This is a genomic window from Actinomyces sp. Marseille-QA0893 (assembly GCF_976954355.1).
Window position 1 is genome coordinate 24,533 of record NZ_CDRJSY010000001.1, and the last position, 22,230, is coordinate 46,762.

The 22,230-nt window shown below is 55.1% G+C and carries 22 protein-coding genes; 7 read left to right on the plus strand and 15 right to left on the minus strand.

Features of this window, described 5'->3' with window-relative positions; genetic code table 11:
• Nucleotides 1-80 precede the first annotated feature (80 nt).
• From ACWNMW_RS00130 to ACWNMW_RS00140, 3 genes are all read left to right on the plus strand, one after another.
• Nucleotides 81-698: a DUF3043 domain-containing protein gene (locus tag ACWNMW_RS00130; protein ID WP_449489637.1), complete on the plus strand. Its 618-nt coding sequence runs from the start codon at nt 81-83 to the stop codon at nt 696-698.
• Between the two features lie 170 nt (nt 699-868).
• Nucleotides 869-1,384, plus strand: coding sequence for a hypothetical protein (locus tag ACWNMW_RS00135; protein ID WP_295895093.1), 516 nt, complete (start codon nt 869-871; stop codon nt 1,382-1,384).
• Between the two features lie 31 nt (nt 1,385-1,415).
• On the plus strand, nt 1,416-2,276 hold the full coding sequence (locus tag ACWNMW_RS00140; protein WP_449489638.1) for a TrmH family RNA methyltransferase: 861 nt from the start codon (nt 1,416-1,418) through the stop codon (nt 2,274-2,276).
• Here the strand turns inward: ACWNMW_RS00140 and ACWNMW_RS00145 are convergent.
• The 9 genes from ACWNMW_RS00145 to ACWNMW_RS00185 form a co-directional block, all read right to left on the minus strand.
• Complete coding sequence (locus tag ACWNMW_RS00145) at nt 2,273-3,034, minus strand: HAD-IIB family hydrolase (RefSeq protein WP_449489639.1); 762 nt, start codon at nt 3,032-3,034, stop codon at nt 2,273-2,275. The two genes, ACWNMW_RS00140 and ACWNMW_RS00145, sit on opposite strands and share 4 nt — an antisense overlap.
• 8 nt (nt 3,035-3,042) lie before the next feature.
• A complete protein-coding gene (locus ACWNMW_RS00150) occupies nt 3,043-3,195 on the minus strand; it encodes a methionine/alanine import family NSS transporter small subunit (RefSeq protein ID WP_081940808.1) in 153 nt (50 codons plus the stop codon).
• On the minus strand, nt 3,192-4,736 hold the full coding sequence (locus ACWNMW_RS00155; protein ID WP_034503022.1) for a sodium-dependent transporter: 1,545 nt from the start codon (nt 4,734-4,736) through the stop codon (nt 3,192-3,194). The genes ACWNMW_RS00150 and ACWNMW_RS00155 overlap by 4 nt, the downstream gene beginning before the upstream one ends.
• 69 nt (nt 4,737-4,805) lie before the next feature.
• The gene (locus ACWNMW_RS00160) at nt 4,806-5,645 is read right to left on the minus strand and encodes an anchored repeat-type ABC transporter permease subunit (RefSeq protein WP_034503019.1); all 840 of its coding nucleotides are present in this window, start codon (nt 5,643-5,645) and stop codon (nt 4,806-4,808) included.
• Nucleotides 5,646-6,401, minus strand: a complete 756-nt coding sequence (locus tag ACWNMW_RS00165; RefSeq protein ID WP_449489640.1) for an anchored repeat-type ABC transporter ATP-binding subunit — start codon at nt 6,399-6,401, stop codon at nt 5,646-5,648.
• On the minus strand, nt 6,401-7,369 hold the full coding sequence (locus ACWNMW_RS00170; RefSeq protein ID WP_449489641.1) for a choice-of-anchor M domain-containing protein: 969 nt from the start codon (nt 7,367-7,369) through the stop codon (nt 6,401-6,403). The genes ACWNMW_RS00165 and ACWNMW_RS00170 overlap by 1 nt, the downstream gene beginning before the upstream one ends.
• The gene (locus tag ACWNMW_RS00175; protein ID WP_449489642.1) at nt 7,366-8,991 is read right to left on the minus strand and encodes an anchored repeat ABC transporter, substrate-binding protein; all 1,626 of its coding nucleotides are present in this window, start codon (nt 8,989-8,991) and stop codon (nt 7,366-7,368) included. Before ACWNMW_RS00175 ends, ACWNMW_RS00170 begins: the two co-directional genes overlap by 4 nt.
• On the minus strand, nt 8,988-11,384 hold the full coding sequence (locus tag ACWNMW_RS00180) for a TIGR03773 family transporter-associated surface protein (protein ID WP_449489643.1): 2,397 nt from the start codon (nt 11,382-11,384) through the stop codon (nt 8,988-8,990). The genes ACWNMW_RS00175 and ACWNMW_RS00180 overlap by 4 nt, the downstream gene beginning before the upstream one ends.
• A 93-nt stretch (nt 11,385-11,477) precedes the next feature.
• The gene (locus ACWNMW_RS00185) at nt 11,478-12,485 is read right to left on the minus strand and encodes a glycosyltransferase family 2 protein (RefSeq protein ID WP_299063631.1); all 1,008 of its coding nucleotides are present in this window, start codon (nt 12,483-12,485) and stop codon (nt 11,478-11,480) included.
• Nucleotides 12,486-12,608: 123 nt separating this feature from the next.
• Here ACWNMW_RS00185 and ACWNMW_RS00190 point away from each other — a divergent pair, with 123 nt between their 5' ends.
• Nucleotides 12,609-12,839 carry a PTS transporter subunit EIIB gene (locus tag ACWNMW_RS00190; RefSeq protein WP_034503010.1) on the plus strand — a complete coding sequence of 77 codons (231 nt, stop codon included), beginning with the start codon at nt 12,609-12,611 and terminating at the stop codon, nt 12,837-12,839.
• Nucleotides 12,836-13,312 (plus strand): PTS sugar transporter subunit IIA, encoded by a 477-nt coding sequence (locus ACWNMW_RS00195; protein ID WP_314212896.1) that lies wholly within the window; start codon nt 12,836-12,838, stop codon nt 13,310-13,312. Before ACWNMW_RS00190 ends, ACWNMW_RS00195 begins: the two co-directional genes overlap by 4 nt.
• A gap of 6 nt (nt 13,313-13,318) precedes the next feature.
• Here the strand turns inward: ACWNMW_RS00195 and malQ are convergent, their stop codons facing one another.
• Nucleotides 13,319-15,442 (minus strand): 4-alpha-glucanotransferase, encoded by a 2,124-nt coding sequence (gene malQ, locus ACWNMW_RS00200; RefSeq protein ID WP_448750736.1) that lies wholly within the window; start codon nt 15,440-15,442, stop codon nt 13,319-13,321.
• A gap of 31 nt (nt 15,443-15,473) precedes the next feature.
• The gene (locus tag ACWNMW_RS00205) at nt 15,474-15,770 is read right to left on the minus strand and encodes a PTS transporter subunit EIIB (protein WP_316088058.1); all 297 of its coding nucleotides are present in this window, start codon (nt 15,768-15,770) and stop codon (nt 15,474-15,476) included.
• Nucleotides 15,771-15,910: 140 nt separating this feature from the next.
• Between ACWNMW_RS00205 and ACWNMW_RS00210 the strand changes: the two genes are divergently transcribed.
• Complete coding sequence (locus ACWNMW_RS00210) at nt 15,911-16,867, plus strand: acyl-CoA thioesterase (protein WP_449489644.1); 957 nt, start codon at nt 15,911-15,913, stop codon at nt 16,865-16,867.
• Nucleotides 16,868-16,938: 71 nt separating this feature from the next.
• Here the strand turns inward: ACWNMW_RS00210 and ettA are convergent, their stop codons facing one another.
• The 3 genes from ettA to orn all read right to left on the minus strand — a co-directional run bounded on the left by ettA (nt 16,939) and on the right by orn (nt 20,114).
• Nucleotides 16,939-18,621: an energy-dependent translational throttle protein EttA gene (gene ettA, locus ACWNMW_RS00215; RefSeq protein ID WP_449489645.1), complete on the minus strand. Its 1,683-nt coding sequence runs from the start codon at nt 18,619-18,621 to the stop codon at nt 16,939-16,941.
• Between the two features lie 96 nt (nt 18,622-18,717).
• Entirely contained in the window at nt 18,718-19,347 is a 630-nt protein-coding gene (locus ACWNMW_RS00220; protein WP_449489646.1) for a single-stranded DNA-binding protein, read from the minus strand.
• Between the two features lie 134 nt (nt 19,348-19,481).
• The gene (gene orn, locus ACWNMW_RS00225; protein WP_107066773.1) at nt 19,482-20,114 is read right to left on the minus strand and encodes an oligoribonuclease; all 633 of its coding nucleotides are present in this window, start codon (nt 20,112-20,114) and stop codon (nt 19,482-19,484) included.
• 107 nt (nt 20,115-20,221) lie between these two features.
• Here orn and ilvA point away from each other — a divergent pair, with 107 nt between their 5' ends.
• Nucleotides 20,222-21,508, plus strand: coding sequence for a threonine ammonia-lyase IlvA (gene ilvA / locus ACWNMW_RS00230; protein WP_449489647.1), 1,287 nt, complete (start codon nt 20,222-20,224; stop codon nt 21,506-21,508).
• Nucleotides 21,509-21,568: 60 nt separating this feature from the next.
• On the opposite strand, the gene ACWNMW_RS00235 is transcribed toward ilvA, so the two are convergent.
• On the minus strand, nt 21,569-21,988 hold the full coding sequence (locus ACWNMW_RS00235; protein ID WP_314212889.1) for a winged helix-turn-helix domain-containing protein: 420 nt from the start codon (nt 21,986-21,988) through the stop codon (nt 21,569-21,571).
• Nucleotides 21,989-22,230 lie beyond the last annotated feature (242 nt).

The window sequence follows — 22,230 nt, forward strand, 5'->3', positions numbered from 1 at the left end:
TCTGAGGCGACCTGTATCAGTGCGCGGTTAAGGCCTGGTCAATGTGCCGATCGACTCTGCTATCTATTACCCTTAGAAGCGTGTTGAGTTCAAAGAAGTCAGAACCCGAAGAAACGCCTGAAACTCGCGCTGCGAGTGACCGTACAAAGAGCGGTCCGACTCCTACGCGCAAGGCTGCACAGGCCCGTAATGATCACTCCTTGATCGTCGCTGATCGTAAAGCAGCAAAGAAGGCTGCACGTGAGCGCGCACGTGCCATGCGAGCTGAACGCGACCGCCTCGAGCAAGAAGCCTTGGTTACCGGCGATGAACGCTACATGCCTTTGCGTGACAAGGGCACAGTCAAGCGTTTTACCCGCGACTGGATCGACGCTCGTCGCTCGGCATCAGAATTCGTGTTTCCTGTGATGATCGTCTTTTTTGTCGTCTTCTTCGCGGTGTCGTTCTTCTCGTCAACTTCAGATCTTGCTCAGCGCGCACTCTTCATCGTCATGCTGATCATGTACGGACTGTTCTTGATTGCAATCGTTGAGTCCACGATTGTCTGGCGGAAGATTAAGCGCAGGCTTGGTGAAGTTCACCCGCGCGAGAAGATCCCGCCCCGTATGTGGTTCTATGTTTTTTCGCGGGCAATTATGCTTCGCCCATGGCGTTCGCCTCGCCCGCAGGTTGCTCGTGGGCAGTTCCCAACGAGGTAACCGACATCTAGGTTTTTGAGTGGTGGGTATCAGCTGTTGCTGATACCCACCAGTTTTATCCACAGCCTGCACTCCTATCGGCGTTTTCCACAGGTTTGTTCAGCGCCCCGCAGCGCAGTAGTGCGCAAGCGCAGACTGATGCCATCACTCTTCACGAAAGGACCTTTCCGATGGCATCCCATTCTCTTGCGTCACTACCAACGAGCGGCCTGTACGGAGCTTCCGGTTGGATCGAAGACAATGGCATTTTGCAACTCATGCGTCCCTATGTTGACTCCCCCAGCATCTGTGCAGACTTTGCACGTTTTTCGGGTGTGAACGGACATATCGCACAAGAAGTACGCCCACTTCTCCCCGTTGATAACCTTGCAGATCGTCAAAACAATGCACCGCCGCTCGATTTGTTCTTTGAGGCAGCATTCGCCGATTCGCATGTACTCCTCGGAGGTTATCTGGTTCTTTCTCCGCGATGGGATGAACGAATGAGCATCGATTCCGTGTACATCGAGGATTCCTCAGCTCGCGACTATCAGGACTCTCCCTGGGCACTGATCTACGAAGATGGTGTGTGGGAACGCCTTCAAGAGCGATTGGGATTCGATGGCTATTGCAGGCCGGACGAATGCGAACCGATCGCGTGTATGGACGAGGCTCACGGTCCCGGTTGGTGGCTATGGTGGGACTGATGCGAGCTAGCAGGCGTGGCACAATGAAGGAATGCTCATTGAACTGACGGCCCTATCCGCACCAGATGACCCTCGTCTTGCCGATTACACCTCCATGACGGACGTCAACCTGCGTAAAAGTCTGGAAGTTGAGCGCGGCTTATACATGGCAGAATCCACGAACGTCATCATTCGCGCTCTTGAGGCAGGACATCGCCCACGGTCCTTGATGATGGCACCCCGTTGGCTCCCCGATCTTGAGCCCCTTCTTGAACACTTCCTCGGCGCAGCCGACGGCGGCGACACTCCCGTCTTTATCGCTCCTGAAGAGCTACTCGAATCGATTACGGGATTTCACCTCCACCGCGGAGCGCTCGCGGCAATGCAACGCCCTGAGCTCCAAGCCGTCACTGAGCTGCTGAGTTCCTTGGGAGAAGGCCCCAAACGTGTGCTGATCTTGGAAGACCTGGTCGATCATACGAACGTCGGCGCGGCTTTCCGAAGCGCTGCTGCTTTGGGCGCCGATGCCGTGCTCGTCACGCCGCAGTGTGCAGATCCTTTGTACAGGCGCTCAGTACGAGTATCCATGGGGACCGTGTTTCAAGTTCCATGGACCAGACTCGACAAGTGGCCGGCAAAAGATGAATTACACGCCGCAGGCTTTACCCTTGCTTCTCTTGCATTGAGTGATGATTCTGTAAGCCTCGACGAATTCATCACGATGCCGGCGATGACCGCACCAGACGCACGTCTCGCACTCATCATGGGCACCGAGGGCGACGGCCTCAAAAAGGCAACAATCGCCCAGACTGATTACGTTGTTCGAATTCCCATGATGGGTGGGGTCGATTCACTCAACGTCGCAGCAGCAAGTGCGGTTGCCCTGTGGGCAACACGCACAATTGGGAACTAAGCTCGCCCAGAAAGCTCAGAAACGATCTGAGCAATAACGTCGACGCACTCTTCCCAGCCGGCAACAGGACGCGTTGGATACCCTGCGGCCTTAACCGGATAGTCGTTGCCTGCCTCGTCAAGGCGATCGCCAATGAAGAGCATGTCCTGTGGGGCAATCCCCGTCATCTCAACAAGCTTTGCCATTCCATAGGCTTTGTCGATTCCACGACGGGTGATATCGACCGACGTTGAACCGCCTGCACGCACTTCAAGATCAGGAACATCCAAAGCAACAGCGTCCCGCAACTTACGCTTTTTGTCTCCACTGGGATCCCATGCGCGTTTCGCCTCGAGAGGAGCCTGCTGGCCAAGGGCAGAAAAAGTGATCTGTGATCCTCGGTCTTCGATGATCTCGCCCCATGGCTGTGCTTCCCACACTCCCTGTTCATGAGCGCGCAGGCGTAGCGACTTGATTGCACGCTCGCGTTCGTCCTGACTCAGATCATTCGCATAGACCTGATCCCAGTTGGAGTGATCTGCATTCCAGCGATAGTAACGCGTACCGCAGGTTGGCATGAGGTGAAGTTTCGAGAGCTGCTCGGAAGTTGCGTCCAGATTCTCCAGCAACTGTGCGCGAAATTGGCCGAACTCCCCACCTGAAATGACACACACAGGAACGACATCTAAAAGTGCGCGTAGTTGCTGAGCCATCGCAGATGGAAGCGCGGACTTCGAAGGAGCCAATGTGTCATCAAGGTCGAAAGCTACGAGGCGCACGCTATCCCCTATCGTGAGTTGGGCTCCGTAACAGGAGCGGTTGTTTCAGCCTCGTCCTCGCCAGGAGTCGGCAGGAGTCGAAGCATCACGAGTGAAGCAACAAGTCCTCCCCACACCAAAAGCACGGTGACGAGCATCATGATAATAGCAACGGCGTTCATGCCATCTCCTGATCAGTGGGGGTTGTCGAGGTGCGCTGAGGATGCGACCAGGGAACAAGAGTGAGAATCGCAGAGGCGATGAGGGCAATTGCCACCGATCCCCATCCGAAGATCGTCACTAAGTAGGTCGCGTATTCGTCGTACCCATTTCGCAAGCTCTTAATCAGTGAAGAAATGAGCATGAATGTGAGAACGGCGGGAATAACGATTCCAACCAGAAAATCCCAAACGGGCGGGATCGCCGGGGCAGAAACGGAATTGAGGTGTCTGCGCAGCCCCGCCAGACGCGGACGAACAAGGGCAGTGAACAGCGTCATTGCGACCGCGCAACCAACGACACCGACGTTGTTGATGAAGTTATCGACGATATCGAGTGTGTTGAGTCCTGAACGGGTGCCGAACAGTGCCAGTGAAATCACCGTTGCCGGGATTCCCATGACCAGCGAGGCCTTAATTGGTTGCATCGCGAACTTGTCCTGGAGTGCGCCCGAAACGACCTGAAGCAGCGAGAGCAAGGAGGTGATACCCGCCAAGACAAGTGAGGAGAAGAAGAGAACACCGAAGAGAGGCCCACCGGGCATCATCGAAATAATCTTCGGGAATGTTACGAAGGACAGGATCGGACCCCTCAGTCCCTGAAGTTCAGAAACCGCAACTCCTTGCGTGTGAGCCATGAAGCCAAGGGCTGAGAAGACGCCGATACCTGCAAGAATCTCAAAGGAAGAGTTTGCAAATCCCGCGACCAGAGCGGTGCCGGTCACGTTCGACTTCTTCTTGAGGTACGAGGCGTAGGTCAGCATGATGCCGAAGCCGACGGAGAGCGAGAAGAAGATTTGCGCGAATGCTTCAATCCACACCTTGGAATCGGTCAAGGCACTCCAATTTGGTGTGAAGAAAGCGTTGAGCCCTTCAAGCGCACCGGGAAGGAAAAGTGCGCGCACAACGAGTGCCAAGAAGAGGACGACAAGCAAGGGAAGGAAGACCTTGTTCGCCTTCTCAACGCCCTTGGAGACGCCGAAGGAGACAATCAGCAGGATGCACACCCACACAAGGAGGAGCGGCACAGAAACAGCTAGGACCGGCGTCCACGAAAATTCCTTGGATCCCACGGTTCCAAGGAAGGACGAAAGGAAGAAGGTCTTCGAATCGTTTCCCCAGGCCTCGTTGATCGAATAAACAACGTAGCTACTCGACCACGCGACAACAGCGGCGTAGTAGGTGATGATGACGAAACAAATAAAGACACAGAACCAGCCAAGGAATTCACCCTTGACGCTCATACGACGAAATGCCCACGGTGGCGTTCCACGGAACTTGTGGCCCACGGCGTATTCAAGCCACAGGATCGGGATACCGGCAAAAAGCAGGGCAACAAGGTAAGGAACAAGGAATGCTCCTCCGCCGTTGGTGTAGGCAACACCAGGGAATCGCCAAATATTGCCCAAACCAATCGCGGAACCGATTGCTGCCAGTAGGAAACCAGTTTGACTGGTCCATGTATCGCGCGTGCGTCGTTTTGCAGTTGGTGCTGCTGTACTCATGTAGACGTTTCCTTCCCTTATACAGGGCCAAACCTAGTAACGTCTCATGCTCCGGGCAATTTTATTCCATCATGCGAAACGAACACGAATAGCTCGATATCCCCAGCAAACAGCGAAAACCGCGGTTACCACGCAAACAATAGAAGCACCGGCGGGCAGGTCTAAGGACCACGACACGTAGATTCCGACGATCGAGCTGAGGACACCGATAGTGATGGCTCCCCACATCATCGAATGCAAAGAGTTCATCAGCAAACGTGCACTGGCGGCTGGGGTAATAAGAAGAGCAAGGACCAAGATATTGCCGATGATCTGAACGGAAATCACGACTGCGCCAGCAACACTGATATAGACCAATAGATCCAGAGCCATTACCGGCAATCCAGAGACTCGCGCACTTTCCCGGTCAAGACTGACCGCAACGATCTCCTTATGAAAGAAGGCAAAGACTCCCAAGATCAGCGCGGATGCTACAAGCACAAAAGGTACTTCCGATGCTGGGATCCCCGTCAGTGAGCCGAAGAGGAAGTCCTGGAGAGAGCCAGCGTAGCCCGGAGCCCAGGAAATAATGACCAAGCCCAGACCAAAGGCTCCAACGAAGAGAACACCGATGATTGAGTCTTCCTTCAAACGCCTATTTTGCGAAAGAAGTGCAACGAGCACAGCAGTTCCAACGCCAGCAAGCGTTCCTCCCAGCACCAGCGATCCCGAGCAGACGAAGGCAATGGCAAGACCAGGGAATACGGAGTGTGCTACGGCATCTCCAATGAATGACATTCCCCGCAAAACAACATGGCAGCCAACTACTGCGCACACACATGCAGCAACACATGTAACAAGCACTGCACGCGGTAAGAAGGCTAAGGCAGGGTTCGTTAAATCGTTGAAAAAATCGATAATGCTCAGCACTCACATCACCCCGAGGACTTTCAGCAAGGGATTCGAGGGGCGAATATCAAAGGTACGCATCCACACCTGAGGATCCCGAATATCCTCCGGTTTTCCAGAGGCAATAACCGTCGAATTCAGTAAGAAAAGCCGATCGCACGCATCGATTGCGCCAAGAATGTCGTGGGTCGTCATGACAATTGCGCACCCCGTGCGCGCAAGCCCTTGAAAGACATCGATCAGGCTTTCTTGGGTGGGCATATCGAGTCCGGTAAAGGGTTCATCCAGCAATAGCAACTGCGGACGCAGAGCAAGAGCCCTAGCAACCAGAACGCGCTGGCGCTGACCACCCGATAGCTCACCAATGACTCGCTCCCCCAGCTGCGCCAAGCCAACCTGATGCAACGCCTCTTCAACCGCACGATGATCATCGAGGCGAGCTCTACGTCCCCAACCAATCCGAGGAGCAAGCGCGCTCAGGACAGCTTGACGGATCGTAATGGGAAAATCCCATGCAAACTCATGACGCTGCGGAACGTAGCCGACTGCGCGGGGCTGTAGTGGCGCCCCCATTGAGGTGATGTGCCTCGAGCGAGATGGGATCGCACCAAGGATTGCGCGTAAAAGAGTCGTTTTTCCGGCACCGTTGGGACCAATCAGTGCGCAAAACTCTCCGGGAGCAACAGTGAGTGAGACCGATCTGAGTACCTCGCGCCCGGGGTAGGACACATCAAGGTCACAAATGTCGAGGGCCGAAACAGTGTTCTCAGACTCCATCAGGCACCGCTTTCCGATCCGAAACCACGGCGAACTTCCTCGCGTGCCTCCTCAATCTGTGCCTGCGTTCTCTTTGTACGACGAGCAACAAGAACGAAGGCGATCACACCCAAGACAAGGCAGATCCCTCCGTAGATGAAGAACTCTCTGTTTCCCCCTTGCTGGCTCGCATCCTCGTGCGCGCTAGGTTGCTTGTTGGCCTTTGACGAGGCCGCGAGCGCAGTGGTCGTGAGCGCGCGGGCTTCCTCAACCTTGGCCTCGTCGCCTACGACGAATCGTAGAGTGTCGGCTACACACTGCGGAGAGTTGCTGTCACCAAAACACCAGCGGACGCTGAGCGCATACGCGCCGGGGGCAGAAAACGCCCAGTTCGCATGAACATGAGTATTAGCTTCAACCCAGATATCGGATTGAGAGGAAGCAGTAGAGTCGTACAAGACCGTCGGTGCTCCAAAAGCCCCGTCTTGAAGGAAGAGCCATGCTTGACCGGGTCCCTGGAGATTCCCCAAGGTCATCGTCGCGCCATTGCCCATCACTTTAATCAGTTCCGGGTCTTGAGTATTCCATCCCAACCAGACAACATTAGGGTTTTGAGTTTGCGGAATAACCCAGTATGACTCTCCTTCACGTGCGTGGAGGAATGAATAGCTTGGGTCGGAAGGCACCTGGAGCTTACCCGAATCCGTCACGCGAAATACAAGGCTGTCTAGCGGGCGCCAAAGCGGGGTCTCACCGGAATCGTCACGCGCCAGAATCTCCGGTTTCGAATCGACGATCTTTGGCCCCAAGTCAACGTGACCACGTTCAATAACTGCTTCTTCTCGGACGACTTGTTCTGAAGAGTCCACATGTTGAGTTAACGAGTCATCAGCACGTGCCGACAGTGCCACACCAAAACTCAGCCCGATACCGACAAGAAGTGCCATTAAGCCCTGTGTCGAACGCACATGCCCCGTGCTGTTGATCATGAATGGTCCTTTCCTAAACACTGCGACAAAGAATGGGCGTTCGCACGCATCATCTCGATATACGTCGGAGCTTGTCCGTCCAAGGTGTCTCCATAAAGCCCGCAGACCTGAACGCCGCTCTCTTCGGCAACCTGAGCGATAACGGGGTGACGGCTGCGTTTTTGCGGTTCCAAGAAGACCGCGGTTATTTTCATGTTCTTCAAGGTCTGCGCAACGCGTTTGCGGTCTGCAATCGAGGCTTCGCTACCGTCTTGAGCACTCAGGTAGCCAGCAATTTCAAAGTCATACGCACGTGCCAGATAGGCATAGGCATCGTGAGTGGTCACAAGTTTCCTATCAAGTGGGTTAATCTTCGCAATTGCCTGCGCAAACTCACGGTCGACCTCGTCAAGCTTGGCGATATAGGCCGAAGCGTTGGCTGCGTATTGCGCGCTATGCTCGGGGTCACGCGTCGATAAGGCATTTTCAATGACTCGCACATAGGCCTGGGCGTTGTGAATGTCATGCCATGCATGTGGGTCAATATCACCGTGCACGTGTTTACCAAGCACTGCTTGGGGCAGAACATAGGCCTGGCCGTCACCCGAACCGATGAATTCCCATCCCCTGCCTTTGGGAATTTCGCGCAAGGTGCGTGAAGGAACATCGATCAGCACCCGCTTAAGGTCAAGGGAAGCGAGGGGTGAAGGAAGCCCGTTGCCCGTCTCGGGCGCCTCCAATAGTGGCGCACCCTCAGGGACTCCACCGTCTTTTTCTCGGTCAACCATCAGGGTCAACGCGCGCGAGTTCAGGTCCACGGTGATGTCACTATGGCCTCGTCGGAGAAGAAAAAGCCCACGTTCGCGAGCAACTTTTTCCGAATCGACACCCACGGCGAAGGTCACGTGTGAGGGGGGAAGTTCGATCGGCTCAGCATCCGGAGTGACGCGCAGGCGAGCTCGTAGATGCAGCGTGTAGATACCGGGCTGAGTAAAAACCCAGCTCATGTGCTGGTGTGCCCCAACGGGCAGAATTGAGGTATCTGTTTCCCAATGATTCCCACTATCAACACCATCACGTGAAGCGAAAGCGATCTCAGGACTTCCAAAACTTGTCGTGATGTAGGCACTGGCGTGTCCTGGTCCTTCGATGCCAGTGACAGAGAGTTCTACCTGGGATGACCGTTTTGCCCCGATCTGGCTTCCATCCCCATAGACTCGCATTCCGAGCCACGGGGTATCAAGGGAGCGATCTTCTACAAGGGGAATGAGAGTGCCGCCAAACTTCGCGCTTTCCTCCGCAAGGGACAGCGAGAGAGCGTCCTTGGGAAGATTTGCATCGAGCGCGCGAATCACCGAATGATCCTCCAACATCAGGTAGTTCGTGACCGCAATATCCGCGTAGGCAATATCGCGAATACCCCTCAGACTCAGTTCCCACGAGTGCGGATCAGCGCCGTTGGGAATGAGCTGATGAACATCGACGTATTCCCCGCCAACGTTTCGCGCAAAGTCCGCCAAGATCCCCGTTGTTGCGACAATGCTGAGGCGGTGCGATGAAGCATCGTTATGCGGTGCACATCCTCCAACTGCGCCAGCAAGAACGCACGTGACAATCGCTGATACGAAGCGTGCAAACTTCACCGTCTCACCCGCATATGCGTCGATGTGGCAATACACCCGAATCCGATCAGGAGGGCTGCAAGGATCATCGGGGCAAGTTCCGCGGTCCCCGCGCCCGTTGATGCTAGGCTGCAGGGTTGTCCCGAGGCCGTGCGTCCGACGATCGCGTAAACCAGAGGACGTCCGTGTTCTCCAGTTCCACCGGCTGCAACTAAGGATCCAGCAGATCCGCTTCCACTTCCGCGCAGGTCTTTGCCGCGAGGCGTCACATTCATGGCGATCGTCAGCTGGTAGGAACCCGGTTCGGTGAACACCCAGTTTTGGTGGGCATGAGTATTGGCAGGCAGGGTATAGCTTGTTCCTGCACCGTCGAAAACGTGAGTACCGATTCCTGCGCCCAAGCTTCCCGACTCAAATACTGCGACATTTCCGGGGCCTTGAACATCAAGGAGAGAGAAACGGACCTGACCGCTGGTTTCAGTCACGATTTCTTCGCGTTGCGAATTCATTCCGAGCCACGGAACGCCTCGTATCTGGGTGGCGGGGATCATCCACACGTCTTGTCCCACGCTCGCGGCGTAGCTGAGCGCCTCAGGAGCCTTGATCTTGGCCTTCTCCCCCAGTGCGAAGGTCATTGATGCGGGATCTTTCCACACTGCAGGTACGGCTCGGTCGTCTTTAATTCGCGCGACTAATTGGCCGTTTTCAATTGCTGGTCCCAGGTCAAAGTGCCCGTCGGTAATTCCGCCTTCGCTACCAACCTGAACGTTCAGGGTCGTTATTGCTTGGTTGGGAGTCTCGTTATCACTGCGGATTCGTGAAATTTCATCCTCGTTTGCTTCGCGGGTAATCCGGGTGGGAATGCAGCGCTCTGCACCAAGGCGCTGGGGGGCATCACGCGTAAGTGATTCGTCGTCGCTTGTCCTCCCCGCATCAACTGCAGGGGGAAGTACACCGCCGCTCTCGGCCGTTGAGTCCTTCGGCGCCACGCCCTGGGCTCCGCCAACCTCAATGAGATAGTGAGCGCTGCGCGTTGTTTCAAAGGAACCATCGTTTCGATAGGCACGTGCTCGAACGCTCAGCTCGTAGCTTCCCGCTTGAGAAAAGGCCCAGTTCGCGTGAGTGTGCGAGAGGTAATCTTGGACGATTGTCGACCCGTTTGGATCTAATTCGTAACCTCCTGTGCGCAGTCGCGACGAACGCCCTGCGACAAAGTCTTCGGTCCACAGCGAAATGCGTCCACCATTGGAATTTGTGTAGGAAACGTCAAATTCAACGCGCTCGAAACCCGCAGGAGCAAGAGAAAGAACATCCCACCCTGGCCACGGCAGAGTTGGGTCTTGAGTTTGCGGGAGGAAATATCCGCTTCCCCCGGCAACAATGTCTTGGGGAAGAGAGTGTTTGAGCGCCGAAGAAGGAACGACAAGGCGCAGTTCTTCTGCTTCGTGTTGTACGCCAGATCCGGTGACGTCTTCCATCACTTTCAGAACAGGATGTCCTTGGTCGTCGAGCGTCATGTAGAAGAGGTCGATATGCCCGTGGTCAAGAGTGAGACGGCGCTCGGCTGAGTTCGCCCTAGCGCTCGCTTGTCCTTGACCACTGTTTGCCGAGGCCGCCGCACTTTCGCTCGCCTCACGACTATTCGGGAGCACAGCGGAGGCGCCACTTTGAGCAGAGTCCTTCTCCTGGGCGGTCTTAAGGGGAGAGGGAACAGTGGCTTGAGCGGACGGCTCCGTCACGCTCGCAGGTGCTTCAATGCTCGCGGTGAATTCGGCCTCGGAAATAAGAGAAGGATCACCTCCCTCGACCGCTTCAAGAATGCGAAGTCGAAGCGAGCGGATACCAAGGTCAGCGAAGCGGAGCTGCACGTGCCCTGACACGAGATCTTCTTCTCCGGCTTCTAAGGAAAAGCCTCGGTAGATCTCGTGAGCGCCGTTGGTATTTTGCTCAACTGGGGTACCAAAGCGGCGTTGCCCGCTGCTTTCGATACTCAGTGCGGTGGGAGTGCCTTGTTTTTCAGCTCCATCCTCAGAATGGGTGGTCAATTCAATGAGATAGCGAGTTCCTTGGGTGAAGAGAGAGGGGTTGAGTTCAACGCCGATTTCATATCCTTCAGCAAGGCCAAGCTCTCCGTCGCGCTCTGCCGAAGTTGTTTGAAACCTCAGTGCGCCATCGCGAAGAGGCGACTTGGCGCCATTGTCCCCCGGAGTACACAGCTCAATGCTATTTCTGTCATTGCCAGCATTGTCGCAGGCTGTGACCTGGAGCGCGCTCGCCAGCCGGGGTTCCTCCGGGGAGGAGGAAAGACTATCCGCTTGAGCCGGAGGTGGAAGAAAGATCCAGGCGCTGATGAGCGAAATGGCGGCGAATAGTGAAATGAGTGCGCGCGCTACCTTAGGGCACAATGCTGACATGACCAACTCTCTAGAATGATAATCGTTCTCATTACCATTAAAGAGCGTGCCCCTACCCTAAGTCAAATGGACACTTTGCCCCAGCTGAGCTACTTAGTTAAATCCCAAGACCCACTGCGAAATGTGGTAGCCCGACATAATTACCGCGCGCCCGGGCTTCGAACGCAAGGTAATCAAACGCCCAAGAAGATCTCGGCGTACCGCTCGATACGCCTCCGGCTTCTTCGCTTCTAGCTGCGCCCATAGTTCTTCCTTGCGAGCCGCATTCTCTTCCGTTCCCGAACGTAAAAGCATGACCGTACAGATCACACAGTTAATCCGCAGGTAATGAACGAGGTAGCGGTACAGTTTCGGCGGGACATCATCGGGATGAGGAATTGCGTCAACCATTGCGGCATTCACACGCAATAACTGATCGACACGTGAAATCATCACTTGTTCATTGACTGACTGATCATCGCGCCCAATGAAGTAGCGATAGAGGTCAACATCGAGATACTCGAAAGTGCGCACATCGATGACCGGCACGAAGGAATAAATGAAGTCGACATAGAAAGTGTGCGTCGGGAGCACTAGTCCGCACTCGCGCACAAGCTCCGTGCGCAAAATGAGCGCATGCATCATCAAGTACTGGTCGTAGCGGCAGCGCTTGACCTCATCCCAGCTCACCACTCGATCACGAGGAATCACATTGCCATAGCGGATCACCGCTTTATGGGACTTTCCTTGCTTTTCATAGACGTAATTAGCGACTAGAAGGTCAAGAGGTTCCCCTTGCTCTTCGCGAAGAGCCAAGCGCTCAAGGGCACGTTTCAGCGCCAGACGATCCAACCAGTCATCAGCATCGAGAATTTTGAGGTAACGCCCACGCGCCGAAGCAATGCCAGCGTTAACAGCGCCGCCATGGCCAGCATTCTCCTGATGAATAACGCGGATATGCTCGGGATCACGAGCTACCCATTCATCAGCAATCTGAGCGGTTTTATCGCGAGAGCCATCATCGACGATGAGCACCTCGACTTCATCAAAGCCACGCACTGAAGTCACTGCTCGATCAATGTAGTCCTGTGCGTTGTAGGCAGGGATCACGACTGTTAACAAAATGTCTGGTTCCACGCCTTGAATACTAGTCTATTCACCCAAATTTCTGACCTAATTCCCTGAACACGGGAGCATTTTCGCGTTATCCTTGGCCTAAGGGCTAAATCGCAATGGGGAGGCATCATGAGCCAAGCAGAAACCATCCTGAACGCACTTGGCGGTTGGGATAACATCACCGATCTTCAGCATTGCATCACCCGCATTCGCGTTGATTTCAAGGATGATTCAAAGATCGACGAGGCCGCGCTTCGTGAAGCCGGCGCATTCGGTGTCGTCGTGGTGGGGTCCCACGCACAGATCGTCATGGGTCCGCAAGCAGAAGAAATCGCTGAGGAAATCTCTTCACTCAAGTGAGTTTCGAGCTCTACTCCCCCATTTCCGGGACGCTTCGACATCTCAATACGCTCGCGGACCCGGTTTTCGCCGAGGAAATCATGGGGCCGGGCTTCGCCGTCGCACCAGAAAATGACCGTTATGTGAAGGTGTGCGCTCCTACGGATGGCACCCTCACGCACCTACTTCCTCACGCCTGCGCAATTACTCGTGCGGACGGGCAACAGATTCTCGTCCACCTGGGTATTGACACGGTAAAGCTGGGCGGTGAGGGCTTTTCAAGTATCCGCAATCTTGGGGACGAAGTCAGTGCGGGTGACCCACTGATCGCATGGGACACCGCGCCAGCCCGCAACATGGGCTACCCGCTTGAAGTCATTGTTGTTGTCTTGTGCCCACCTGCAAGCTATCTCGAGCATCTCCCCGCAGATTGTTCACCGATCGAAGCACTGATGCCCGGCGCACGAGTGCACCGGGCATCAGAAGAAGGCTAAGCTCACTTAGCGCACGTATCGATTCACGTTCGCGAGGAAGGCGTGCACCTTCTCTGACGCGGCAAGATCCTCGATATGCGCCTCTTCGCCATCACTGCCATGGAGAGGAATACACCAGTTCGGATATTGATCTGAGGTTCCGGGCAGGTTCTGGGGAGCCTTCTCTCCAACTGCGTCGACAAGAGAAACCGCAAGCAGGAGCGCGGGGGAAGCCGCTAGATAAGCGTGGAACCCCATAACAAGCTCTTCTTCGCTGGGCTCTTCATTGTGAATGAAGCCGCCTTCATTCAGGCGAGACACCATTCGCTCTCGTTCAACGCGGTCAGCCTCGAGCACCTGGTCCAAGTCCTCGACAAGCAAGCCCAAGCGATTCCGGAGTTGAGTGTGAACACCCTCGAGGTATCCAAGGGTCGGCGGAAGATCGTGTGTCGTTACTGCAGCCAGGCAGGAACGACGATAGTGGTCAGGCCACAATGGCCATCCGCTTCCTTCTTTTTCAAACCAAAGAACTGAAGTGCCCAAGATGCCACGATCATTCAAGTAACCGCGAACCCAAGGTTCAACCGTTCCTAAGTCCTCACCAATGACTACTGCGCCCGCGCGCTGCGCTTCGAGAAGCACAATCCCAACCATGGCCTCGTGATCATAGGAAACGTAGGCACCGGCACTTGCTTCCATCCCCTCGGGGATCCACCACAGACGGAACAAACCAAGAATGTGGTCGATGCGAACTGCACCCGAATACGAGAGCACAGAACGCAACATGTCGCGAAGAGGCGCGTAACCAGCCTTCGCAAGGCCACGCGGAGACCACGGCGGCTGCGACCAGTTCTGCCCCTGCTGCGAATACATGTCGGGAGGCGCACCAACGCTCATTCCCGGGGCGAAGATCTCGGGCATCGACCAAATCTCTGAGCCCAAAGAGTGCACGCCCACGGCGAGGTCGGACATGATACCCATATCCATTCCCAAGCGATGTGCACTTTCCTGCGCGCGGATCAGCTGATCGAAGACGATCCACTGACACCACTGCCAAAACTCAATTTCACCCGCCAAGCGCTGGCGCGCCTGCTCAACTTCGGGAGCATTGATTGATGCGTAAGGCGCAGGAAGCTCGATGTCTCCATTCTCAAAAACCAGAGCAGACCAGAGAGCAAAGTTCTCTAAGGATTCTCCGCCCTCAGCGCAGAAATGTTCGAATTGCGCCTGACGAGTGATCGAGCGGGGGATCTCAAAAATCTTACGCAGGGCCTTGAGCTTAGACTTCCACGAGAGGTCACGGTCGATGATGTCTTCCTGAGATCGAGATGCGTGCGCATATCGCGTAATAACTCCGCGTTCCTTTCCGTCCATGCGCGCGTACTCATCGATGGCCTCGGGACGGATGTAGAGGGGGCTTGCCCAACGACGCGAAACCGGAAGGTAAGGCGAAGTCTCCTGGGGGAAACACGGCTGGGGTGCATGCAGGGGGTTGACCTGCAGGAAGTTTGCACCATCGCGCGCAACAATTGCCGTCAAATCAGCCAGATCTTGGGTATCCCCCATCCCCCACGAGCCGCTCGAACGCGTGGAGTAGAGCTGAGCCGCGACACCCCAACGCTTGTGGCCATCATCGAGACGGCAAGAAAGTCGTTGCGGAACAACGATCAAGGTCGAGGAGCATTCGCTGCCATCTTCATGACGAGCAACAATCCGGTGCCATCCTTGCGGCAACCAGTTGGGAATCTTAAAGGTCGCACGACCGACCAGATTTCCATCAACCATTCGCGGCGGGATCGGGCGATCTAGCTGCTCAAGTTCATGGTGATATCCATCTTCGGTCTCAACGTGGCACCACACGCCCATTCCGTGCGGAACATGGACAGGAATTTCTGCTTCATTGCCCTGACGGCACACGGTTGTCGGAGGAAGCGGCGCAGCCCAAGCAAAATCTTCGTTGCGTCGGAACGCCTCGTTAATTTCTGCCTCTGAGGGATCAAAAGAAAGAGAGAACCCCAAAGAGTTCAAAACGGCGATGAGGGAGGCATCTTCAACATGCTTCCAGTTACCGTACCAATCCCAGAAACCGGTTGAGACCCCCACGGTCTCGGCGAGTTCACGTAGTTTCTCTGTTACCGATTGGTTTACCATGAGGTCCTCTCTGAAATACAGCTACTTTTGTCTATTTTATGGGTTGCGGAATACGTGAGAACAGCGATTTGCGTGTGCCAGCAGACACATCTTGAGGCAGACACAACTGGAGCATCTGCAAAGCAATATTGCGCGCATTGACACCTGTTACAAGCTGAACAATGTTGCCAGAGCGCACAAGAGCCAATACCTCAGGTACACGAAGACCTTCTTCGTCGACCAATTCCGGCGACTCCACTTCGATTCGAATACGGAGCATGCACGGTTCGATATCGCGGATATTCGACGCTCCCCCAAGTGATTGGAGAAGAAGCGATGCCGTTTCCACGCCTATCCCCTCTCCACACAAGTGACATACACCTCATAAATATATACGGGATATTCGATGCAGTGCAATACGTCACGTATGACAACCTGAGATACACAAGTGCACTGCACTTTCAGGCGCGGAATGAGCACAATAGATCTATGACAACGCCGCTTCCCATCCCCACCATCTCAACGGAACCTGTTGCCTCCGTGCTGCGCATTCTTTCTCTCAAAGAAAATGGCGAAGATTCTTTTATCGCCCGCTCACTGCCTCAGGTCCGCCGAGTCTATGGGGGGCAAGTGCTTGCCCAGGGTCTTCTTGCCGCCAGTGCGACTGTACCCGAGGGGCGACTCCCCCATTCCCTACACGCATATTTTGTCCGAGGCGGAGACCCAGCGAGTCCTTTTACCCTCGACGTGACCCGAGTACTCGACGGTCGTTCATTTACTAATCGTTCGGTCTCTTGTTTCCAAGACACCCGCGAAATCCTCACTATGAGTGTCTCTTTCCAGGGCCACGAGGCCGCACCCTCCTATTCGCCGTCTGCTCCGCAGGTGCCCCCAGCAGATGAGTGCCGTTCTGCCTTTGAGATTTTCAGGCTCATGGACCACCCTGTCGGGAAATTTCTCGGAAAGACTGCGGCATTTGACGTTCGACACATCGGTCAAAGCCTGTACACCAAAGCTGATCCCCAAAGAGAACCAGCACAGCGGCTGTGGATGAAACCAAGAGCTCGCGTTCCAGAAGAAGCCTCCCAGTATGTTCACCGAGCACTCCTGACTTATGTTGTCGACCAAGTGATGTTGGAACCCGCGCTTCGCACTCTTGGTTTGTCGTGGATGTCTCCGGGCCTCGTTGCTGCTTCTTTGGACCATGCGATGTGGTTCCATCACGATGTCGATATCAATGAGTGGATCCTTTTCGATCAACGCTGTACGCAGATCGTCAGTGGACGCGTATTGGTCGAATGCTCAATATTTTCGCAGCACGGGACTTTGCTTGCCCATGCCACACAAGAGGCAATGCTTCGTATTCCCAGCGAAGGACACACATCAAGCCACTGGGGATTTGGTGTAGATCCAGTGAGCGGAAAGCCCATGGGAGGCGTCGCCTAAAGATTCATCTTGACTGAAAAGTAGGTTGGGGGGCCGGCGTTGCCGGCCCCCCAACCTACTTCAAGGAATTCTCAGTCGCGAGTGAGCTTACGGTGCGTCACGCGGTGAGGCGCAGCTGCGTCTTGTCCCAATCGCTCGATCTTGTTCTTTTCGTAGGATTCAAAGTTTCCTTCGAACCAGTACCACGATGCAGGGTTCTCGTCGGTGCCCTCCCACGCGAGGATGTGCGTGGCAACGCGGTCAAGGAACCAACGATCGTGGGTAATCACCACTGCACAACCGGGGAACTGCAAGAGAGCATTCTCCAGTGAAGACAGGGTTTCCACATCGAGGTCATTCGTCGGTTCGTCAAGGAGCAGCAGGTTGCCCCCCTGCTTGAGCGTGAGCGCCAAGTTCAGACGGTTACGTTCGCCACCGGAAAGAACACCAGCAGGCTTTTGCTGGTCCGCGCCCTTGAAGCCGAAGGCTGAAACGTATGCACGGGAGGGCATTTCGACACTGCCGACTTGGATGTAGTCCAGTCCGTCAGAGACGACCTCCCACAGCGTCTTATCGGGATCGATTCCCGCACGATTCTGGTCAACGTAGCTCAGCTTGACTGTCTCACCAATGGTGAGCTCACCGCCGTCAAGCGGCTCCAAGCCGACGATGGTCTTAAACAGGGTGGTCTTTCCAACGCCGTTGGGGCCAATAACACCGACGATGCCATTTCGAGGCAGGGAGAAGGAAAGTCCATCGATCAATACGCGGTCTCCGAAGCCCTTTCGAAGGTTCGAAGCTTCGATCACGATGTTGCCCAAACGCGGTCCCGGCGGGATCTGAATTTCTTCGAAGTCAAGCTTGCGACTGCGTTCTGCTTCAGCAGCCATTTCTTCGTAGCGTTCCAGACGCGCCTTCGACTTCGCCTGACGTCCCTTCGGTGAAGTGCGGACCCACTCGAGTTCTTCCTTCAGACGCTTTGCAAGCTTCGCATCCTTTTGGCCTTGAACCTGCAGACGCTTCTCTTTTGTCTCCAGGTAGGTCGAGTAGTTGCCTTCGTAGGGATACAGGTGACCGCGGTCAACTTCGGCAATCCACTGAGCGACGTGGTCGAGGAAGTAACGGTCGTGGGTAACAGCAATCACAGCGCCGGGGTAGGTGGAAAGGTGCTTTTCAAGCCAAAGAACCGATTCGGCGTCCAAGTGGTTGGTTGGTTCGTCAAGAAGCAACAAATCGGGAGCTTCAATGAGCAAACGGCATAAAGCGACGCGGCGGCGCTCACCACCGGAGAGTACGCTGACCTGCTGGTCCGGCGGCGGGCATCGAAGCGCATCCATGGCCTGGTCGAGCTGCGAATCGATATCCCACGCGTTCAGGGCATCGATTTCAGTTTGCAGCTTGCCCATCTCATCCATCAGGGCATCGAAATCAGCATCCGGATTTGCCATTTCTTCCGAGATCTCGTTGAAACGCGCAAGCTTAGCGAAGGTATCGGCAGCGCCCATACGAACGTTTTCGATCACCGTCTTGGAGTTATCCAATTCGGGTTCCTGCATAAGGATCCCGACGGTGTATCCGGGGCTGAGACGAGCCTCGCCGTTGCTGGGCTCATCCAGTCCTGCCATGATCTTGAGGATCGAGGACTTACCGGCACCGTTGGGACCGACCATACCGATCTTAGCGCCGGGGAAGAAAGCCATTGTGACGTCATCAAGGATGACTTTGTCACCAATGGCTTTGCGAGCCTTAATCATTTGGTAGATGAACTCCGCCATGGATTCTCCGTTCAGGATCACGTGACATAACGCCGTCGTAGTTGGGCAGACCCCTCAATGCTAAGGCACGAGTCGCATTTTTGGCATATAGGACTTCTAAGCCGCATCACTTCCGTCGAGATCTGACTCTTCCGCCTCCCAGGATGAATCACGATCCTCGTCAGCCTCGCAGTCACCAGTGCAGTGCTCAATCAAGCATGTGGCTTCAGTGCCAATTCCATTTCTTTCACCTGTACTGCAGTGCGTATCTGCAGCGCCCGGATCATGGCGATAAACGCCGTTTGAAGGCACTTCTTCCATATCCGGCTGTGCGGCGTACTCCCCCGCTTCAACGGTCGCTGATTCTTGAACATTGTGTTGAGGAATCTTCGGTTTCATCACTGCCGCAGGGCCGAAAGCAAGGTCAATACCGCAAAAACTCGCGTTAATGACAAGCTCCGCACGCGCCTCGGAATCGGGTCCAATCCACGCGCGAGCACTTGGTCGCCCGCTGACAATGATTGGAGTTCCCTTTTCAACGCTCGAGAGAAGATTCTTTGCAAGTCGGTCCCACACACATACCGTGTACCAGTGGGGATCACGTTCCTCATACTTGCCAGAATCATTAATTCGCCATTGACTTGCGGCGAGGCGGAATCGGATTCCTTTTGTCCCTGACTGAGTCGTCATGCTCCGTAGATCCGATCCGACGCGACCGCGAAGAATGACGCTGCCTTGGTTGTTCATGATTCTTCCTTCCTAGAGTCGAGTTCCCTTGACGGGTTCGACCACTGTGCGTCCACGCACACCGAAAAAGGAAGACCGGTACCGGCGTCTGTGGAAAACGCCGATACCGGTGCGCCCTGTGGAAAACTCGAAAGTTACTGAGATTCCTCACCAGTTTCAGGGATTTTCAAGGCCACGACCTCTTGAGCGACCTCGCGCGCGTACTCACGCGTGATGGGTTCGTGAGGGAAAAGAACACGGCGGTAGTACTCGAGTTCTTGAATCGACTCGAGGATATCGGCCAATGCGCGGTGTCCACCGTGCTTGACAGGAGCTTCCTCGAAAGCCCTACGGTACCAGCGCTTTGCGAGTTCCTTAATCGACGATACGTCAATCAGTCGGTAGTGCAGGTGATCAATGACCTGCGGCATATTCGCTTCGAGGAAGAGCTTATCCGTACCAACGGAGTTACCGGCCAAGAGTGCTTTATTCGGCGCGGGGACGAAGCGACGAATGTAGGACAGGACCTGTTCTTGCGCTTCTTCCATCGTCGTTCCCGATGCAAGATCTTCAAGTAGCCCCGATGAGGTATGCATCTGCCGGACGAAATCATTCATCCCTTCCAGGGCCTCAGCGGGAGGGGTAATAAGGACATCAATACCCGGGTCAACGATACGCAGATCAGCGTCGGTAATAACTACTGCAACCTCAATCAAGGCATCGCGGGACACATCGAGTCCCGTCATTTCGCAATCGATCCACACCAATGGTTCTTTCAAATCACTCACGTTCTCAAGTGTAGGCTTCTCACCGAGATTTCACTGTTTGGCGTGAGAAAGTGCGCTCACTAGCCGTGAGTTACGATAAAGATCGATCGTCAATTCAAGGAGTACCTATGTCAACGGATCAGTTCCCCCTTTCTCCCGAGTTAGTCGCCCAGGCCTCGGAAATTTTGGGCGATGTCGTTGAGAAAACACCGGTGATGTACTCCCAGCGCCTGAGTGATTTCGTGGGTGTTCCCGTTCACCTCAAGCGCGAAGACATGCAAACGTGCCGTTCATTTAAGGTGCGAGGTGCTTACTTCCGCATGAGTATGCTCAGCGAAGAAGAGCGCCGCCGCGGAGTCGTGTGTGCATCCGCAGGCAACCATGCTCAGGGGCTGGCATATGCCTGTTCTCAGTTGAAGGTTCGCGGAACCATCTACCTTCCGTCCAATACTCCCAAGCAAAAGCGTCAGCGTATCGAAACGATTGGCGGCGATTGGGTTGAACAGGTGATCGTCGACGGTACTTTCGACCGTGCGAACGCACAAGCACAAGAAGCTGCGCGCCACTCCGGCCGCACCTACATCCACCCCTACGACGATCCTTATACCATTGCCGGCCAGGGAACAATCGCCGTCGAGCTCGAGGAACAGATCCTTCCCGAGGCCGCCGCTGTGCTGGTTCCTGTCGGTGGCGGTGGCCTCCTTGCGGGAATTGCGACCTGGGTTCGTTCCCGTTTCCCCGGAGTCAAGATTTACGGCGTCGAGCCAAAGGGCGCAGCCTCCATGCATGCTGCGCTCGAGGAGGGCAAGATCGTCTCCCTTCCTAAAGTTGATCCTTTTGTCGACGGTACTGCTGTAGGCCGCGCTGGCGACCTGCCCTACTCTGTCGTTCGTGAACTGGTCGACGATATTTTGGTCGTTCCTGAAGGCGCAGTTTGCACTGAAATGCTCGATTTGTACCACTCAGACGGCGTGATCGCTGAGCCTGCAGGCGCGTTGGCCTCGGCTGCGGCGCGTATGTACTTCTCTGATCCTGAGCAACGCGCACAGCTTCTGGGTGATGCCAGCGGCGCTCTTGTTGCAGTGGTTTCAGGCGGCAATAACGATATGACTCGTTACGCGGAAATTATGGAACGCTCGTTGCGTCATGAGGGTTTGCGTCACTACTTCCTGGTGACCTTCCCGCAGCAACCCGGGGCGCTTCGTAGTTTCCTCGAAGATGTTCTGGGACCTGGTGACGACATCGTTCACTTTGAGTACACGAAGAAGAATAACCGTGATTCTGGGCCGGCTTTGGTCGGTATCGATCTTGCTGATCGTGAGGACATCACGGGATTGCGCGAGCGCATGGAGGCTTCTCCCCTGCACGTTGAAGAGCTTCGTCCCGATTCTGAAATCTATCGTTTGGTGATTTAGGCGAGGAGCCTGAGACCCCGAGCTGAACCCCGCTGTTTCTGTCTGGATTATGCGCAGCGCCTAGGCTGCGAGTGTGTGGACGCGCGTGCAGCTCACGCGCACCGTCGGGGTGGAGTTGAAACGGTAACCCTGGCCTCGAAGGGTGGAAATAAGATCCGTCTCGGGCAGTTTTGCTCGTAAACGACGGATATGCGCGTCAATCGTGCGCGTTTGTGTCTCGAGGCCTTCGCCGTACCAGACCGATTCCAGCAATTCGTCGCGTGAAACTACTTCGTCCGCGCGCTGAGCCAAGTAGGCAAGCAGTTCATATTCTTTATTCGAAAGCTTGACTGACGAGCCGTAAACCTCAAGGCGGCGATGGTCCAGATCAATGTGCGTTGATGCGGGTGAGAGCCTGAGACCTGCAAGAACTTCAAGGAAATCCTCAAAAGAAGTCGGAGCTTCAGCCGGACGGGTTTCAGGGGTGTAAACAAGGGTCATGGTGTATCCAAACTATTTGGTACCGCACACACCACTTTCATCGTGGGATTTCAGGCGGTAGCGATTGACAGGGCGAAGGTCAATCACATACACATTCGCGAGCACATGGAGCCGCACATGGGGCGGCAGGTCATGGTCGCGTTAAAAGTCATAGCCCTATTCTATCGAATGCTGAACTCGTGTCAAAAGGAATAACAAGAGGGTGGGAACAGGGCCACAGGCCACATGTTCCCACCCTCTCA

Bases quoted from the DNA above. Each gene is read 5' to 3' on its own strand.
- malQ (WP_448750736.1), bottom strand. From the start codon at position 15,442: ATGGTAAACCAATCGGTAACAGAGAAACTACGTGAACTCGCCGAGACC.
- ACWNMW_RS00190 (WP_034503010.1), top strand. From the start codon at position 12,609: ATGAGCCAAGCAGAAACCATCCTGAACGCACTTGGCGGTTGGGATAAC.
- ACWNMW_RS00235 (WP_314212889.1), bottom strand. From the start codon at position 21,988: ATGACCCTTGTTTACACCCCTGAAACCCGTCCGGCTGAAGCTCCGACT.
- ACWNMW_RS00135 (WP_295895093.1), top strand. From the start codon at position 869: ATGGCATCCCATTCTCTTGCGTCACTACCAACGAGCGGCCTGTACGGA.
- ACWNMW_RS00170 (WP_449489641.1), bottom strand. From the start codon at position 7,369: ATGATCAACAGCACGGGGCATGTGCGTTCGACACAGGGCTTAATGGCA.
- ettA (WP_449489645.1), bottom strand. From the start codon at position 18,621: ATGGCGGAGTTCATCTACCAAATGATTAAGGCTCGCAAAGCCATTGGT.
- ACWNMW_RS00155 (WP_034503022.1), bottom strand. From the start codon at position 4,736: ATGAGTACAGCAGCACCAACTGCAAAACGACGCACGCGCGATACATGG.
- ACWNMW_RS00180 (WP_449489643.1), bottom strand. From the start codon at position 11,384: ATGTCAGCATTGTGCCCTAAGGTAGCGCGCGCACTCATTTCACTATTC.
- ACWNMW_RS00150 (WP_081940808.1), bottom strand. From the start codon at position 3,195: ATGAACGCCGTTGCTATTATCATGATGCTCGTCACCGTGCTTTTGGTG.
- ACWNMW_RS00140 (WP_449489638.1), top strand. From the start codon at position 1,416: ATGCTCATTGAACTGACGGCCCTATCCGCACCAGATGACCCTCGTCTT.
- ilvA (WP_449489647.1), top strand. From the start codon at position 20,222: ATGTCAACGGATCAGTTCCCCCTTTCTCCCGAGTTAGTCGCCCAGGCC.
- ACWNMW_RS00165 (WP_449489640.1), bottom strand. From the start codon at position 6,401: ATGGAGTCTGAGAACACTGTTTCGGCCCTCGACATTTGTGACCTTGAT.
- ACWNMW_RS00210 (WP_449489644.1), top strand. From the start codon at position 15,911: ATGACAACGCCGCTTCCCATCCCCACCATCTCAACGGAACCTGTTGCC.
- ACWNMW_RS00220 (WP_449489646.1), bottom strand. From the start codon at position 19,347: ATGAACAACCAAGGCAGCGTCATTCTTCGCGGTCGCGTCGGATCGGAT.